At 46.5% G+C, this 16,296-nt stretch carries 14 protein-coding genes; 11 read left to right on the top strand and 3 right to left on the bottom strand.

Annotation, left to right across the window (positions count from 1 at the left end; all coding sequences use genetic code 11):
- The first annotated feature begins 24 nt into the window (after positions 1-24).
- From SAPGRDRAFT_RS06240 to SAPGRDRAFT_RS06290, 10 genes are all read left to right on the top strand, one after another.
- Positions 25-1,095 carry a DUF3078 domain-containing protein gene (locus SAPGRDRAFT_RS06240; RefSeq protein ID WP_002658071.1) on the top strand — a complete coding sequence of 357 codons (1,071 nt, stop codon included), beginning with the start codon at positions 25-27 and terminating at the stop codon, positions 1,093-1,095.
- Between the two features lie 192 nt (positions 1,096-1,287).
- On the top strand, positions 1,288-2,268 hold the full coding sequence (locus SAPGRDRAFT_RS06245; protein ID WP_002658073.1) for a GSCFA domain-containing protein: 981 nt from the start codon (positions 1,288-1,290) through the stop codon (positions 2,266-2,268).
- 13 nt (positions 2,269-2,281) lie between these two features.
- Complete coding sequence (locus SAPGRDRAFT_RS06250) at positions 2,282-3,673, top strand: AI-2E family transporter (protein WP_002658075.1); 1,392 nt, start codon at positions 2,282-2,284, stop codon at positions 3,671-3,673.
- A gap of 204 nt (positions 3,674-3,877) precedes the next feature.
- Positions 3,878-4,483 carry a rhomboid family intramembrane serine protease gene (locus SAPGRDRAFT_RS06255; protein WP_002658076.1) on the top strand — a complete coding sequence of 202 codons (606 nt, stop codon included), beginning with the start codon at positions 3,878-3,880 and terminating at the stop codon, positions 4,481-4,483.
- A gap of 154 nt (positions 4,484-4,637) precedes the next feature.
- Positions 4,638-4,877, top strand: a complete 240-nt coding sequence (locus tag SAPGRDRAFT_RS06260) for an acyl carrier protein (protein WP_002658077.1) — start codon at positions 4,638-4,640, stop codon at positions 4,875-4,877.
- A 148-nt stretch (positions 4,878-5,025) separates the two neighbouring features.
- Positions 5,026-6,276 (top strand): beta-ketoacyl-ACP synthase II, encoded by a 1,251-nt coding sequence (fabF, locus tag SAPGRDRAFT_RS06265; RefSeq protein ID WP_002658079.1) that lies wholly within the window; start codon positions 5,026-5,028, stop codon positions 6,274-6,276.
- A gap of 89 nt (positions 6,277-6,365) precedes the next feature.
- Complete coding sequence (gene rnc, locus SAPGRDRAFT_RS06270; RefSeq protein WP_002658081.1) at positions 6,366-7,127, top strand: ribonuclease III; 762 nt, start codon at positions 6,366-6,368, stop codon at positions 7,125-7,127.
- A 244-nt stretch (positions 7,128-7,371) separates the two neighbouring features.
- Complete coding sequence (mtnC, locus tag SAPGRDRAFT_RS06280) at positions 7,372-8,052, top strand: acireductone synthase (protein ID WP_002658083.1); 681 nt, start codon at positions 7,372-7,374, stop codon at positions 8,050-8,052.
- 3 nt (positions 8,053-8,055) lie between these two features.
- Entirely contained in the window at positions 8,056-9,156 is a 1,101-nt protein-coding gene (gene mtnA, locus SAPGRDRAFT_RS06285; RefSeq protein ID WP_002658085.1) for an S-methyl-5-thioribose-1-phosphate isomerase, read from the top strand.
- Positions 9,157-9,224: 68 nt separating this feature from the next.
- Positions 9,225-9,584, top strand: coding sequence for a hypothetical protein (locus SAPGRDRAFT_RS06290; protein WP_002658087.1), 360 nt, complete (start codon positions 9,225-9,227; stop codon positions 9,582-9,584).
- 108 nt (positions 9,585-9,692) lie between these two features.
- Here SAPGRDRAFT_RS06290 and SAPGRDRAFT_RS06295 read toward each other — a convergent pair whose 3' ends face one another.
- A complete protein-coding gene (locus SAPGRDRAFT_RS06295; RefSeq protein WP_002658090.1) occupies positions 9,693-10,196 on the bottom strand; it encodes a hypothetical protein in 504 nt (167 codons plus the stop codon).
- 242 nt (positions 10,197-10,438) lie between these two features.
- Positions 10,439-11,311 (bottom strand): T9SS type A sorting domain-containing protein, encoded by an 873-nt coding sequence (locus SAPGRDRAFT_RS06300; RefSeq protein WP_002658091.1) that lies wholly within the window; start codon positions 11,309-11,311, stop codon positions 10,439-10,441.
- A gap of 450 nt (positions 11,312-11,761) precedes the next feature.
- On the opposite strand from SAPGRDRAFT_RS06300, the gene SAPGRDRAFT_RS06305 reads away from it, so the two are divergent.
- Positions 11,762-14,926 carry a T9SS type A sorting domain-containing protein gene (locus SAPGRDRAFT_RS06305; protein WP_002658093.1) on the top strand — a complete coding sequence of 1,055 codons (3,165 nt, stop codon included), beginning with the start codon at positions 11,762-11,764 and terminating at the stop codon, positions 14,924-14,926.
- 53 nt (positions 14,927-14,979) lie between these two features.
- On the opposite strand, the gene SAPGRDRAFT_RS06310 is transcribed toward SAPGRDRAFT_RS06305, so the two are convergent.
- Entirely contained in the window at positions 14,980-16,281 is a 1,302-nt protein-coding gene (locus tag SAPGRDRAFT_RS06310) for a sigma-54 interaction domain-containing protein (protein ID WP_002658096.1), read from the bottom strand.
- Positions 16,282-16,296 lie beyond the last annotated feature (15 nt).

Raw genomic sequence — 16,296 nt, forward strand, 5'->3', positions numbered from 1 at the left:
TTTAGTAGACCAATAAAAACAAGCATGAAAACTAAATTTTTGCTCCTCCTTGGGCTATTCGCCTTTGGGCCTCAGCTTTTTGCCCAAGATGACAAAAAACCTGAAGAAAAAAAAGAAGGCTGGACCTATGACGCTGGTATCGGTTTGGACTTTGCCCAACTGCTCCTGATTAACCCAAAAGTAGGGGCTGGAGAAAACAAAATAGCTTTTGGTGGGAGTACCACTATGGGCGCCGACTATAAAAAGGGCCGTCTAAAGTGGGAAAACAGCTTTAGTTTGAACTTTGGGGTACAGCGGCTAGGGGCCAGCTCCAACCCCTTTCAGAAAGCCCTAGATGAATTGCGTTTTAGCTCCTTTGCCGACTATAAAATTGTGAAGGACAAACCTTGGGGCTATGCCCTAGACTTTACCTTTTTGAGCCAACTGACGCCCACCTATGAGGGCAATGTCTTATCCTATAAGGAGGGGCTAAATAGTACAACCCCACGCTCTCAGTTTTTCTCTCCGGCCACAATGACCATCTCGCCGAGTATCTCTTATAAGCCCGATGATCATTTGTCGGTTTTGGTTTCTCCGGCCTCCTTAAAAAGCATTATCGTTGCCGATGACTCTATTGCGGCCATTGCCAATGCCGATGCTAGTGCGGGGGTGCATGGTACACCTTATGGGGGAACAGATCGGGCGGCTTTTATTGACCGCTGGGGCGTTCGGCCCACAGGCATGACTGCTGATAGTGTACTCTATGCCAACCACAGTATGCAATTGGGGGCCACAATTAAGGTCTTGTATAAAAATAAGTTCTTCCTCAATGCCGAGAAAAAGCCTCGTTTGGGCGTGAAGACCTCCTTGACCTTATTCTCGGACTATCTGAACAATCCGCAAAATATAGATGTAGAATGGCTGACCACCACCGACCTCTACATCTTCAAAGGACTATCCATTAGCCTGAATACAATTGTCTTTTATGACCATGATGTTCAAGTACAGCTAGACCGGGACAATGACCCCGACACTGGCGTAAATGGTTATGAAAGCACGGGCCGCCGTGTTTCTGTTACAGAAAGTTTACTAATCAAGTATAACTTTTTATTCTAAATGTTTGCATCTTCTTAAAAAGCTGTATATATTTGGGCTTTAATTGGGGTGACTTTAAGGTCGCATTGCTATGGCAATGTGGCCTTTTTTCATGCCTAAACGGCTCTAAATCAGCCAATTTTAAAAAATAAAAGGAAAGAAAGCTTAGCCTAAAGCAAAAGTTTACTAAAAAATGCTATTTTAACTTAAAAGATGAAGCCCTACAGTCCTTGGCCCTCTCCCCTAGCTCTTCCTCAGTGGTCTTTTTCCTTAAAATACAGGCATCGTTTAATGGCTTTGGGTTCTTGTTTTGCCCAAGAAATGGGTTTGCGTTTGGCCCGCCTAGCCTATAATATTGATTTACAGCCATTTGGTCAGATTTACAATCCATTATCCCTAGCTGATAATTTGGGTCGTTTATTAAGTATGCGTTCTCCCAAGCTAGAAGAATTATTTTTGCATCAGGGGCTCTATCGTCATTTTGCTTATCATACAGACTTTGCCCATCCTCAGAAAGAGCTGGCTTTGGCCTTGATGCAGCGGCGTTTTGAGGCGGCTAGGGCGCAGCTTTTGGGGGTAGATTATCTATTTTTGACCTTAGGGACGGCCTATTACTATAGGCATGAGGGAGAAATCGTCAATAACTGCCATAAATTGCCTCAGGGGCAATTTGAGCGGCAGCAAATGAGTATAGCGGAGGGTTTGGCGGCCTTAAGGCGAGTTTTGGGGGTTTTATGGGAAATCAATCCTAGTTGCCAGATCATCCTCACGGTCAGTCCGATTCGGCATTTGAAGGATGGGGCCCAGGGCAACCAAAGGAGCAAAGCTCGTTTATTATTACTGGCTGAAGCTTTGGAGGAAGAATTTGCGCAGCTGCATTATTTTCCGGCCTATGAGATTTTATTAGATGAATTGCGGGATTATCGTTTTTATGCTTCTGATGGGGCGCATCCTAATCAATTGGCGGTAGATTACATCTACCAAGCGTTTGGGCAAAGTCTTTTGGCGGAAGAAGAGCGGGGGCTAAGAGAAAAAATTACTAAATTGTATGCTGCTTTTCGGCATCGGCCCAACTGGCCTGATAGTCAGGCACATCAAGATTTTTTGCAGCGGCAAAATACAAAGCTCGCTGCTTTGAAACAGGCTCATCCGGCAATTTCATGGTCCCAGTGGGAGCAGCTATTGGGCCGCTAACCCCTCCAACAGTATGGCAAAAATACGCTCCTATATTGGTTTTGGTCTTGGCATTTTGGCCGTGGCGACCATCTTCTATTACTTTAGTGACATCATCAGTTGGTTGGTCATTGCTTGGATTATCTCCTTGCTGGGTTCGCCTATTATGGACCTTTTGGGTCGTTTGCGGATTGGCAAGTTTCGTTTGCCGGCTTCGGCGAGGGCCTTGATTACGCTTTCGTTATTTCTGACCGTTTTGGGTTTATTTGTGGCCTTATTTGTACCAGTGATTGTACAGCAGGGCCGAAATTTGGCCACTGTGGATTATCAAGAGCTTTTAGAAAGCTTAGAAGACCCCATTAACCATAGTTTTGAGCAGCTAGAAGAATGGGGTCTAGTGGCCGAAAATGATTTTTTTGTCACGGATAGCACGAAGTTACAGCAGGAGCCGGGGCCTTTGCCCGCTATTGTTTCTGTAGATTCTATGGTGCAGCAGCTAAGTGATAGTTTGAACGGCCCTAATATTGAGCTGCATATTACCATACAGGGCGAGGGAATAAATAAGGCGCCTCTTCCTCTTTTAGATTCTGTAGCTCCTGCGGCGCCTAGCAGTCGTTTGGTCCAATTGGAGCAGCAGGCCTTGCAGTACATCAATCCCGCCTCCTTGCTCAAAACTACCTTTTCGACCATGTTGGCTTGGCTAGGGAACATCTTTGTATTGATCACCTCGGTTAGTTTTATTGCCTTTTTCTTTTTGCAAGAAGAGGGATTATTTGCCAATTTGATCAAGGGGCCATTTCCAGAAAAGTATGATGCTCAGCTAGATAAGACCTTACAGCTGACTAAGAAAATGCTAATTCGCTATTTTGAGGGAATTTTGGGGCAGGTCACTGCGGTTTCGGTCTATGTTTGGCTTTTGCTTTGGCTAGTGGGTGCGCCCAATGCCTTTCTGATTGCCTTTTTTGCGGCTATTATCAATGTGGTCCCTTATTTGGGTCCTTTTATGGGCTTAATTTTTGGCCTATTGGTGTGCATTTGCTCTAGTCTGAATGTTGATTTTTATGCCGAGACGGTGCCTTTGCTCATCAAGGTAGCCTTAGTTTTTGCCTCTATGCAGGCCCTAGACAATATGTTATTGCAGCCGCTTATTTTCTCTAAAAGTGTGAAAGCGCATCCGTTAGAGATCTTTTTGGTCATTATTGTGGGCTCTAAATTGGGGGGAATACTGGGTATGGTCATCGCGATACCGGCCTATACCGTAATTCGGGTGATTGCCTCTATTTTCTTATCGGAGTTTCGTTTGGTGCAGGGCCTTACGCAGCAGTTGGGCATTCGCAATACTTGGGGGGGCGAGCAAGAGGTAGCCCGGCCAGAGCAGGATGATCGGGAAAAGCATGATGACAGCATGGATGCCGACTGGGATTAGGATTTGGGGCCTGCGATTTGGGCCAGTGGGTCTAGAAGGAGCGAAGCGACTGGCCTAGCGATGTGAAAGGGTGGCCGTCAGGCCAGACCGAGCCAGCAAAGCTGGCGAAGGGCCGAGCAGCCTTGCGAGCCCTGAAACGTAGCGCCCGCAGCTTGCTGCGGGAGGCCCCAAAATATTCAATTAGTATAATAAACAACAAATAAAATGAAAGGACTTCGGATTCAATACAATGCCCCGGTGGTGGTTACTTTTGCCATTTTGTGCACCGCTATTTATATGATCAACTACATTACGGGAGGTGATGCGGTGGGTCGATCGGGGGGCTTAATCAATAACTATTTTGTGCTTAGAGGCTTTAATTTTGCCAATCCTCTAGATTATTTTCGTTTGTTTAGTTATACCATTGGGCATGCGAATCGGGGGCATTTGGTGGGGAATATGTCAATATTTTTATTGATTGCGCCTATTATGGAAGAGAAATACGGTAGTCGGAACATTTTGATTATGATATTGCTCACGGCCTTTATTACGGCTATTTTCCAAGTTTTTTTGATTGGTGGAGGATTATTGGGGGCGAGTGGGATTGTCTTTATGTTTATCATTCTGGTATCTTTTGCCAATACGGGGGGAAAAGGCATTCCGTTGACCTTTATTTTGGTCCTTATTTTCTTTTTGGGCAAAGAGGTACTTAATAGCTTAGATAACAATAATATTTCGGAGTACGCTCATATTGCTGGGGGAATTATGGGGGCTTTTTTTGGTTTCAATCTAAACAGAAGCAAAGCGCCCAGCCAAGAGCAAATTCTGTAAAAACAGGGGCTAAGGGGCATTTTGATTCAGTAGTTATACAAACAAAAAAGCCAATTAAAAACTTTGTGAATCTGGATTAAATGAACATCTTTGCAGCGATCAAAGCCCTTTGTGCTATAAGGGACCCTTTTATTCAAATGCAAAATTGACCATTATGGCCACTGAAATCAAAGAGCGTGTATTCGCCATCATCGCTGAAAAGCTAGTTATTGAACTAACTGACGTTACTAAAGAAGCCAACTTCCAGAAAGACCTGGGTGCAGACTCCATTGACCTTGTCGAGTTGATTATGGAACTAGAGCGCGAATTTGACATCTCTATTCCTGATGAGAAAGCAGAAGAAATCAAAACTGTAGGTGATGCCATCTCTTTTTTGAGTGAGAACTTAGGTTAAACTTATTTGTTTCGATCTATATTCGGAGCAGCCAAAAGGGCGTCGAGCTAATTTATTGGGCTTCGGCGCCATCTTTTTAATACGAACCACGGAAAGTGCTTGGGGGCTTGGGCCAACTTGGGCATCTTTCTCTAAATAAATATTAGTTATGAGTCAAAGACGTGTTGTTGTTACTGGTCTTGGAACCTTAAACCCCTTGGGGCATAACACGGAAGAGAGCTGGGCCAACCTCCTTGCCGGAAAAAGCGGGGCCGCTCCCATCCAACAATTTGATGCCAGCTTATTTAAAACTCAATTTGCCTGCGAAATTAAGGACTTTAATGGCGCAGATGTATTTGGCCGAAAAGATGTTCGCCGACTAGACCCCGTTATGCAGTATGCCCTAGTGGCCAGCGATGAGGCCATTGCCGATGCCAAGCTCGAAGAGGTAGAAAACAAAAAGCGAATTGGCGTATTTTGGGCCTCTGGTATTGGGGGAATCACCACCCTACAACAGGAGGTACAAAACTATGAAAGAGGTAGCGGAACTCCCCGCTTTAATCCCTTTTTGGTGCCCAAAATGATTGTAGACGCCTCTGCGGGTAATATCTCTATCCGCCATGGTTTCCGTGGCCCAACTGGAGCATTTGTTACCGCCTGTGCTTCTTCTACCCACTGTATTGGCCTAGCCTATGACCAAATTCGCCTCAGCAGAGCCGATATTATGGTGGTAGGTGGTGCCGAAGCAGCCATTAACGTTGTTGGTGTGGGCGCATTTAATGCACTCAAAGCCCTTTCTACCCGCAATGAAGGGCCTAGCGTTGCCTCTCGCCCATTTGATAAAGACCGCGATGGCTTTGTGATCGGAGAAGGCGCAGCCTCACTCATTCTAGAAGATTATGAGCACGCAAAAGCCCGTGGCGCAAAAATCTATGCCGAAATTATTGGCGTAGCCCAAAATGCCGATGCCTACCATATTACGGCTCCAGATCCCGAGGGACATGGCGTTATCGATGTTATTCAGCTGGCCCTAGATGATGCCAATATTAAAGCAGAAGACCTCGATTATCTCAACCCACATAGTACCTCTACCACGCTAGGCGATATCGCAGAATCTAATGCCATCATTAAGGCCTTAGGCGATGCGGCCTTTAAGGTGAAAATGAGCGCCACCAAATCTATGACCGGCCATATGATTTCTGCCGCCGGCGCTATGGAATCCTTGATCTGTATCAAGACCCTTCAAACTGGAGAAATTGCCCCCACCATCAACTTTGAAGAGTTTGACCCCCAAATTGACCCACGCCTGCAAATTACCCCCAATATCAAACAATCTGCAGATGTGCAAATTGCCATGAATATGAACTACGGCTTTGGTGGACATAATTCTGCCGTGATTTTCAAGAAAATAACAGAATAGTTAGTATATTTGAGCAACAGAGGGCCTTTATTGGCCCTTTTTTTTTAGCTACTTTTCCCATCAATATCAGTCCCTTATATACTACTACTGTGCTGAAGTCCTATTATAATCTCTATTTCTCTAAGCAAAAAGCCTTTGCTCGCGAACTGAAAACAATCCTCGGTTTTCTGCCCAAGCATCTCCCTTTCTATGATAGAGCCTTTACACATAAATCTACGGCCAATAAACAAACAGAAGCCAAACACAGCTTTGATAACGAACGCCTAGAATATCTTGGCGACGCTATCCTAGATGCCGTCATTGCCGAGTACCTCTTCCGAAAATACCCCACAGAAGATGAAGGCTTTCTCACCCAAATGCGCTCCAAAATCGTTAGCCGAAAAACACTCAATAGAGTCGGCGCCGAAATGGGCCTAGATGACTTTCTCAAAGCCCGAGGACTCCAACGCATTAGCCCCACCGTTATGGGCAATTGCTTCGAGGCTTTCGTCGGCGCTATCTACCTAGATAAAGGCTATAAGGCCGCCCGAAAGTTTATTATCCACAAAATGCTGCAAAACCATGTGGATGTCCACCTGCTCGAACGCATCGATAATAACTTTAAAAGTATCTTGCTGGAGTTCTGCCAAAAGGACCAAAAAAGCCTCAGCTACGAACTCATCGAACAACAAAAAAATGATGGGAAAAACAAGCATCACCGCCAGCACCGCTTCAAAGTAGCGGTCCTGATTGATGAAAAAGCCCTAGCAGAAGCTACCGGACCCAATAAAAAAACAGCCGAACAAAATGCCTCCAAACAAGCCCTGATTAAATTAGGGGTAGTCGATAAAGATGGCCATAAAAAAGAATAGGATTTGGGGCTGCCCCGCCCTGCGGGCGGGTCGGGCTGTGCCACAGCTCGCAAGGCTGCTCGGCCCATCGCTTTTTCGCTTTGCTCAAAAACTCGGTCTGGCCCTTCGGGCCACTGCTATCCATCCCTCAGCCTGCGGGGGCTTCGCCCCCTGCAAAACGCAAAAGGAAAAAGTCCATATAGCTTATATATGGACTTTTTTATTTATTTTTGCTCGCTTAAGTTAAGCGTCTAAACCTCTCATTTTGATTAAATACATTCTTTCTGACATTGAAGGGACCACCACCTCTATCTCCTTTGTGGTCGACACACTCTTTCCCTATTTTTTAGAACAACTCCCTCTTTGGCGCAAAAAAATAGACCTTCCAGAGGTCAAAGCGCAAATTGAAGCCACTCAAGCCCTAGTCTTAGCCGAAGAAGGAAAGACCATTGATGCCGAACAAGCCTTTGATTATCTAGAAACTTGGTGCAAAACAGACCGTAAAGCAGGCCCACTGAAAGCCCTACAAGGTATTGTCTGGAAAGCCGCCTACCTCAATGGCCAAATTAAAGGACACCTCTACCCAGAAGTAGCCAATTGCCTAAAGAACTGGAAAGAAAAAGGCCTACAACTAGGCATCTATTCTTCTGGCTCGGTAGCCGCCCAAAAACTCCTTTTTGGCTATTCAGAAGCTGGCAACTTAACACCTCTCTTTAGCCACTACTTTGACACCAACCTGGGCCATAAAAGAGAAAGCCAATCTTACCAAAATATCCAGCAAGCCATTGGCCTGCCCGCCCATGAAATTCTCTTCCTCTCTGATGTGCCCGAAGAACTAGCCGCCGCCCAAGCCGCAGGCTTGCAAACAGGGCATCTGCTCCGAGCAGGAACCACGCCTAGCCAATTTAAAGGCTATGCTAACTTTAACCAAATTCAAATCGACTAAACTATGTCTGTTTTACCTCAGCCCTTGCGCACGCTCTGGCTTAATGCTCAGGAGGAACTGCAAGTCATTAACCAAATCGTTCTGCCTCATAAAGTGCAGATAGAAACCCTAAGCACTACCCAAGAGGTTTATTGGGCCATCAGAAATATGCTGGTCCGTGGCGCCCCCCTTATCGGCGCTACCGCGGCCTATGGCATCTGGCTAGCCGCCAAAGCCGCCCCCGAAAAGGATTGGAAAAATAGCCTAGCACTCGCCCATGCTTACTTAAGAGATGCTAGACCTACAGCTGTCAATCTCTCTACCTGCCTAGATCGTATGAGAGCAGCCTGGCAACCATGCTATAGCCGAGCCGAAGCCATACAAGCCTGCCGCTACCAAGCCGACGCCATTGTAGAAGAAGATATTGAGATCTGCTTTCAAATTGGCCAACATGGACTCAAGATTATAGAGGAAATTGCTGCTCGCAAAAATGGCCAGCCAGTCCAAATCCTAACCCATTGTAATGCCGGCATGATGGGCTGCATCCGCTGGGGCACCATTAGCGCCCCCATTTATCAAGCCCTTGCCAAAGGCATCAAATTGCATGTTTGGGTAGATGAAACCCGCCCCAGAAACCAAGGCTCTAAACTCACCGCCTGGGAGTTTGAACAACATGGGGTTCCACATAGCCTCATTGTAGATAATGCTGGAGGACACCTCATGCAACACCAACTGGTCGATATGGTCCTTGTGGGCACCGACCGCACCACAAGAAATGGAGATGTGGCCAATAAAATCGGAACCTACCTCAAGGCCCTTGCCGCCAAAGATAATAATATCCCCTTTTATGTGGCCCTCCCCTCTACCACTATAGATTGGAGCATCAATGATGGACTAAAAGAAATTCCCATTGAAGAAAGAGATAGCGAAGAGGTCCGATTTGTAGATGGCCTGACAGAAAATGGACAATACGAAAAAGTACGCATCTGCCCAGAAAATACCCCCGCCCGCAACTATGGCTTTGATGTAACTCCCGCCCGCCTCATTACTGGACTTATTACCGAAAGAGGATATTGCGCCCCTAGCCAAAAAGGACTAGAAGGCCTTTTTCCTGAAAAAAAATAACCCATCCTCCCCTCCCCAAAATAGCAAAATTATACCACCGGGCCTTGGCCCTACAAAGCACTGACATTATGATTTTTGAATTGAGCCATAAGGGCCCTTTTGAATTTAATCCGGAGACGGTAAAAAATGAGGTAGAGGCTGGGCAAATGGGCAACTTCGCCCTAGGTAAACTAGATGCCGCCGACCGCTTCCATCCACTCAAAGTTGGACGCTCCGATACAGATCTCCAAAGAGAGTTATTGCGCTGGGCACACTTCCCTCAATACACTCACTTTTCTTATCAGTATGCCTACACCTTAAAACAGGCCTATGAGCTAGAATGTAAAAACTTTCATACGGCCGTTAGCCAACTCAATAAACGAGCAGTGCACCCAGAACCCCCAGCAGGCCACGATTTTCGCTGCCCCAACCCCTGGTGCAACCGCTAAACAAAAAGCCTTCTCTATACATAGAGAAGGCTTTTTTTGGCCCTACAGAGCAATGCAAAATGACAGGCCCTTACAATAAAGCCATGTCCTATGACTTGGCGTTTTTTTTTATTTGAAAAAAATATTACAGCGCACACTATATTCACTAGGGTCCATCGTAAACCTACCATCAGGATCATACTGAGTTGAAAATACAATACGTTCTATTCCATCAGATTCTAATTGAGATAGCTCTTTAAAAGTCAAATAATATAGTGAAGAACTGACCTGTACACCGTCCCTTTTTTGACTATTTCTAATATTTCGTTCTCTACAAATAATACGATTTCCCTTATTAGTTATAATTACAATATTTCCAACTACGAAATCGACGGATCCACTTTCTCTAAGCTCAAGGATTAAATACCCACGACTCTTATTCCTCCCTAGTTTTGCATAAACTTTAGGAATCATCATATAACCACGACCATCTACTTTACTAATAAATACCGTATCTGTTTCTTGATAAGAATGCGCCCCAAAATAACCACTATAACTATAGCTCTGCGCCCGCCCTTGCAATACAAAAAAGAACATGGCCAAAAAAACAGGTACAATAAGCTGCATCTTCATAACTAATTTGCTTTAATATTATTGAATAAAACAAAGAAAGCTAGCAACTGTCTACTCTAACTAGATAGTTATTTTTATTTTTTGGGGCTGCCCCGCCCTTGCGGGCGGGTCGGGCTGTGTCAGGGCTCGCAGGTTTGCTCGGCCCTGCGCGGGCTTTGCCCGCTTGGTCTGCGGCTTCGCCGCCCCCTTTTCCATCCCTCAGCCGACGGCCCTACGGGCCTTTTGGGGCCAAAGTATAGCCCTTATTGCTTAATCAGCTTTTGGCTTTCTATGAGCTTGCCCCCCTGCCAAAACTGTAAAATATAGTGGCCAGCGGGCAATCCTTCTAGCGATAGTTGGGGACTAAACTCCTTTTGCCAAAGCAACTGGCCCAAGGCATTATAGAGCTGCAGCCGATCCACAGAGAGGCTGGCGTCCTTCTCAATTTGCAATTGTTCTGCTACCGGATTGGGATAAAGCACAAACTGCTGTTGGGCCAAATTGGCCAGCCCATGCGGTCCACCATTATAGACATTACAGTAGCCATGAGTTTTATTTAGGTAGCTTTGCTGAGCATCCTGATAGGCACAGAGCAAATACTGAAACATCATCACCCCCGATTGCTTATAGAGGATGCCCAAATTTGGCCCAACACCTTCTATAAATGTAATCTTTTCACTCCCCCGAGCATTGGCCTTAAAGCGGATATGCTTGCGGCCCAATTCGGTATAGATGCTATCTACAAGCTGTAGGCTATCGGGAATAGCGCCCCAGGCCGGAGAAAGATCAAAGGTATCACCAACTTGTAGACGGAGGTCCATAATGAGGCGGCTGGCGGTATCATTAGGGTATTGGGGGTTGGCTATAGGGCGATACCAAAGCTGGCCCGTACTACTATCTTCAGATAGCCAGCCGCCGTTATACTGAAAACTATTGGGGATCTCAATTTTGGTCCATTGACGGCCCGCAAAGCTGCTATCGTAGCGGCTATAGAGCGTATCTTGTTGCGTACCGGGCAAATTGCTCCATTCAAAAATCCATTGGGTAGAATCTTGGCCAAAAACAGAGGCATATTGTGCCTGAAGAGCCGAAAAAGAGAGAAATAGGCCAAAAAAAAGGAGGGAAAATCGATTCATTTGCATCATGCTTTTATTTAAAAAAATGAGGAATTTGGGCGCTAAGGCCCTATTTACAGGCATATAAGGAAAATTATAGCTAGAGGAAAAAAGATTTTTGTATTTCAACCCTTAGCCATCAATTTGCATCTTTGTAATGTACTCAGAGCGAGTATAGAGAAAGTTCTTAAGTTAAGTGAAGAAAATCTTCAAGGTTCGGTTCGGAAAAGTTGATCAGGCAAAGCGCAGGGTCAACCTTTCCGTATTTGTAGTTGGGCCAAGCGTTATTTGGCCCAGCGCTGCGCAGCCGTGGCCCGCAGGGCCAGACCAAGTTTTTTGAGCGTAGCGAAAAAACGAAGGGCCGAGCAGACTTGCGAGCGGCGAAGCATAGCGGCGGCCGACCTAGGCGCAGCCTAGCCGGCCGCGGGCCCCAAAATAAAAATAAGCCCTTCATCCAAAACCACCCCCAATATGAAATATATCCAGCCCTTAATTATTGCCTTTTTGAGCTTTCCGCTTCTTTTGTGGGCGCAAGATCCGCCTTCTGCGCAAGTTTGGATGCAGGCCAACCGCATCTCTGCACTTATAAAAAACGGAGGCGATTTATTTAACGACGGTCAAAATGCGGCTTTTCTGACCCCCAAAAAGGCAGATAGCAGTGAACATCTTGCGGCTATTGGGCTATTGGGCCTAAGTTTGGGCGGCCAAAATGCAGCTGGCGATTTATATCTGGCGGCCCAAACCTATGGGCAGGGGGCGCCCGATTTTTGGCCGGGCCCAATAGACAGCCTCAGCCAGCAGGCCGACTCGCTGCTCTCTAGGCGCTTTAATTATATTTGGGCCGTAGAGTTGCTAGATATTTGGACGGTCCTAGAGGATTATCGGGATAATGGGCAGATAGATGGGCCCTTGCCCAGTAGTTTATTGATTTGGCCGGCCAAGGGAAACGATTATTACCCGCAAAATTTGGGCTTTGCCCTGCCCGAGCAATCGCTTGCGCCCTTTTTTGATCGGGATGGCGATGGGCGTTATGAGCCCTATGAGGGGGATTTTCCGACCTACCGCATGGGCGATTCTACTGCCTTGGCCGACCAGATAATTTGGACCGTATTGAATGATCTTTCTGGCGGGCATCAGTTTACGCAGGGGGGCTCTATGGGCCTAGAAGTGCAGCTTACGGCCTATGCTTTTGGTTGCTTGGCCTTGGAGAAAAGTCTGCGAGAAAGCCTCTTTCTGAATTATAAAATCATCAACCGCTCGAATCAGGATTATCAGCAATTTTGGGCAGGTTTTTATACGGATTTTGACTTGGGCTGTCCCAGCGACGACTATATTGGGACCGACAGTAGTTTGCGGACCGTCTATGCCTATAATGCGGATTATCTGGACCAGACCCACCTTTGTCAGAGCGATAACTACGGGAGTCAGCCGCCAGTGATGGCCCTTACGTTTCTGAATCGCTCTTTGGACCGCAGCATTTATAATTTGAACAGCAATTTGCCTCCTTTTGGGCATCCTTCGGGGCCCAATATGGACCAAGAATTTTATCATTTATTAGCAGGATGTTGGAGCAATGGGCAGCCTATTCGGCCCTATGCAACGGGTTATGACAGCTTAGGGCAGGGGCAATCTGCCTATGTTTTTCCCCAATACCCCTTTGATAGTTCGGCTGGGGCTTGGTGGGCTGGAGATGGCTATGGTTGGGCGCAGGGACAAGACTTTAGGGTCATGGCCTCGCATTTTAAGGGAGATTTATTGGCTGGAGAAAGTTTGGACATCGACTTAATGCTCAGTTATCATTATGCCGATAGTTTGACGGGGCTCTATCAGATGTTGCGGCTATTGCCTCAGAATATCCCCAGTTTGCAGCAAGCTTGGGCGCAGGGAATTGGGCGGGGCGCTTGCTATCAGCCGCAAAACTTTAGCACTTCGATTTCGGGTTATTTGTATGAGGACCAAAATGCAAATTGCCAAAAAGACAGCCATGAGCGGCCTTTTGGCCAGCAATTTATTTGTGCTGAAGCACTGGGGCAGCGTTATTATGCCACAACAGATAGCAACGGTTTTTATCAGTTCAATTCGCTACCCTTTGGGGAATATCAGCTTTGGGCGGTACGGCCTAGTCACTACTGGCAGGATGCCTGTCAGTTGCAGGGCCAATATACGGTCCAATTGCAGCATCCGCAGGGTCAGCAGCAGAATATAGCCTTGCAGGCCCTAGATCATTGTCCCTTTCTGCAAATTCAATTGGATGGGGCCAATTTGGATGCTTGTAGTGAGCAGCAGCAATGGCTAAACTATGAAAACAGAGGGACTGATACGGCCTATCAGGCCTATGTAGAATTATTTTGGCCCAGACGGCTACATTTAGATTCGGCCAGCTTGCCATTTAGCCAAATCGATAGCCAGAGCTATCGGATAAATTTGGGCAACTTGCCCCCTCAAGCTTCAGGGCAGTTAGATCTTTGGAGTTCTTTGGCTTGTGATTCTGTTTTGGCTGGGCAGTCTTTTTGCCTAGAGGCCTATATTTATCCCGACAGTCTTTGCCGCCCTATTTATCAGGAGACTGTTTTGGCCGTATCTGCCGAATGCCAGGGAGATTCTATTGTTTTTTACCTACAAAACATAGGCTTGGCCAGTTTGGTCCCTGTACGGACCCAATTGATTGTCATTGAAGATGATTTGATGCAGCCTCCTTTCCCTGTAACCATTTATGGGGCGGGAGTGACGGAGGTCCGTATTCCTGTACAGCCAGGCTTAAGTTATCGGGCGCTATTGGAGCAGGCCAGCGGCAATTGGTCGGCCCCTGTCATTTCTGATGCCATAGAAGGTTGCGGTTTGGATAGTTTGGAGCAGATGCAGTTGGGCTATATTCAGCAGCTGGCCAATTTGCCGGCTACGGTTTTTGGGGCCGAGCACTGCATTGTTTTGCAAGACTCCTTTAAGTCGCTGGGACATCCACAGGCGCAGGTTTTGCCTTTGGGCTATGCTGCCCCCGCCTATATTTTCCCTTCCGATCCCTTGCATGTTCAGTTTTTATTGCGGGGACCATTTAAGGGGGACCTCAAGCTAAGAGATAGTCTATCTCCTTATCTATTGCCCAGTAGTTTGCGGCAGCAGGCCAGTAGTCACTCGGCCAATTGGGCCTTAGAAGGTCAAGGTATATTGAGCGTTGATTTTGGATTTATTGATTTGGCCGCAGAAGAGGAGCTTCTATTTAGTTATGCCATTGAGCAGCGGAAGAACAATCGGCCCAGCAGCCTAATTCGTCAGCAATGGAGCTATCAGAAAGATAGTTTGCCCTGGGTCTTTACGGCTCTAACGTCTAGGGTGGTGGGGCAGAATTTCTTTAGGGTATTGAGTACCTCTCCAACTTCGAATGCGGAAAATTTGGCCTATCGTTTTTGGCCTTTACCGGCCCAAGATCGCTTAAACTACTCGGCCCATGAGGGCTGGGCGTTGGGGCAAGAGATCCGCATTTATAATATGTTGGGCCAAGAGCTGGGCCGTTATCCTTTATCTGGCCCTCAGGGGCAGATTCATTTAGGTGATTGGCCTAATGGGATATATTTGTTACAGCTTTTTTCGGCTAATCAGCAATTGTTAGGGCAGCAACAATTTAGTATTACGCCATAATTTGGCGGCTGTCAAAAAAGGGCGAGACCAAGTATTGGTCTCGCCCTTTTCCTTTAGGACTGAATATCGTGCAATTTGATTTTGCGGTAAAGTGTCCGCTCAGAAATGCCCAATTCTTGGGCGGCATCCTTTCGTTTTCCGCGGTGTTTTTTGAGTGCTCTTTCGATGAGCTCCCTTTCCATTTGTTCCATAGAGAGCGATTCTTCTAGTTCCTCTACTTCATTGTAGCGTTCTCTTTCTTGCTCTGACTTATGATAATCTTTATTCAGAATAATGGGGCCTTCCTCGGAGCGGGGCTCCTCATTAAAGGTATTTTCAGAATAAGACGAGCTATAATTATCGTTATTCGGGCTGGGCAAGGGCAGATAGCCCTGCATACTATGGCCCTTAGGCATAGGGCGCGGCATTTGGAGGTTATTAGTTTGGACCAATTCGGCAATTAGTTGCTTTACATCATTGAGGTCCTGCTTCATTTCATAGAGAAACTTAAACAAAATCTCTCTTTCGTAAAAGCCTTGGCTGCTGTCATTGGCCTCCTTATGGGGCAAAGGCAAATGCCTTTGTTTTTGGCCCAACTGCGGTAGGAACTCTAGTAATTGCTCGGCGCTAATCATTTTATCCTCAGAAAAAAGGGCCGCTCTTTTGGCCACATTGCGCAGCTCTCGGATATTTCCGGGCCAGGGGTAGCGCAACAAAATATCCTCGGCCTCTTCCCTAAGGCGGACTATAGGCGTATGGTATTGATCGGCAAAATCAGAAACGAACTTGCGGAAAAGCAAAAGCACATCATCGCCCCTTTTGTGGAGCTCAGGCACCTGAATGACCACCGTACTCAAACGGTAGTAGAGGTCCTCTCTAAACTTGCCCTGCTCAATGCGCTCCAACAAATTGACATTAGTAGCCGCTACAATGCGCACATCGGTTTTTTCTACCTGAGAAGAACCCACTTTAACAAATTCGCCCTGCTCGAGTACCCTTAAGAGGTAGGTTTGAGTATCCAAAGGCATTTCCCCAATTTCATCTAGGAAAATGGTACCGCCATTTACGGTTTCAAAGTAGCCTTTTCGCTCATTGACTGCTCCCGTAAAGGCCCCTTTGGTATGGCCAAAGAGCTCCGAGTTAATGGTACTTTCGGGCAGGGCGCCACAGTTAATCGCAATAAAGTTATTATGCTTGCGGTTAGACAGTTGGTGGATAATTTTGGAAAAAGACTCCTTCCCCACCCCACTTTGGCCCAAAACCAAAACAGAGAGATCCGTTGCGGCCACCTGAATAGCTGTTTTTAAGGCATGTTGTAATTTTGGGGAATGGCCAATGATTCCGAAACGTTGCTTAATCGCTTGAATATTATCCATACTGTTCTTTAACAT

The organism is Saprospira grandis DSM 2844, assembly GCF_000275825.1.
GTDB classification, from domain to species: Bacteria; Bacteroidota; Bacteroidia; order Chitinophagales; family Saprospiraceae; genus Saprospira; species Saprospira grandis_A.

Coding starts and splice junctions, on each gene's coding strand:
- SAPGRDRAFT_RS06295 (WP_002658090.1), bottom strand. CDS start 10,196: ATGAAGATGCAGCTTATTGTACCTGTTTTTTTGGCCATGTTCTTTTTT.
- SAPGRDRAFT_RS06245 (WP_002658073.1), top strand. CDS start 1,288: ATGAAGCCCTACAGTCCTTGGCCCTCTCCCCTAGCTCTTCCTCAGTGG.
- SAPGRDRAFT_RS06290 (WP_002658087.1), top strand. CDS start 9,225: ATGATTTTTGAATTGAGCCATAAGGGCCCTTTTGAATTTAATCCGGAG.
- mtnA (WP_002658085.1), top strand. CDS start 8,056: ATGTCTGTTTTACCTCAGCCCTTGCGCACGCTCTGGCTTAATGCTCAG.
- SAPGRDRAFT_RS06310 (WP_002658096.1), bottom strand. CDS start 16,281: ATGGATAATATTCAAGCGATTAAGCAACGTTTCGGAATCATTGGCCAT.
- SAPGRDRAFT_RS06255 (WP_002658076.1), top strand. CDS start 3,878: ATGAAAGGACTTCGGATTCAATACAATGCCCCGGTGGTGGTTACTTTT.
- SAPGRDRAFT_RS06240 (WP_002658071.1), top strand. CDS start 25: ATGAAAACTAAATTTTTGCTCCTCCTTGGGCTATTCGCCTTTGGGCCT.
- SAPGRDRAFT_RS06250 (WP_002658075.1), top strand. CDS start 2,282: ATGGCAAAAATACGCTCCTATATTGGTTTTGGTCTTGGCATTTTGGCC.
- SAPGRDRAFT_RS06305 (WP_002658093.1), top strand. CDS start 11,762: ATGAAATATATCCAGCCCTTAATTATTGCCTTTTTGAGCTTTCCGCTT.
- SAPGRDRAFT_RS06300 (WP_002658091.1), bottom strand. CDS start 11,311: ATGAATCGATTTTCCCTCCTTTTTTTTGGCCTATTTCTCTCTTTTTCG.
- fabF (WP_002658079.1), top strand. CDS start 5,026: ATGAGTCAAAGACGTGTTGTTGTTACTGGTCTTGGAACCTTAAACCCC.
- SAPGRDRAFT_RS06260 (WP_002658077.1), top strand. CDS start 4,638: ATGGCCACTGAAATCAAAGAGCGTGTATTCGCCATCATCGCTGAAAAG.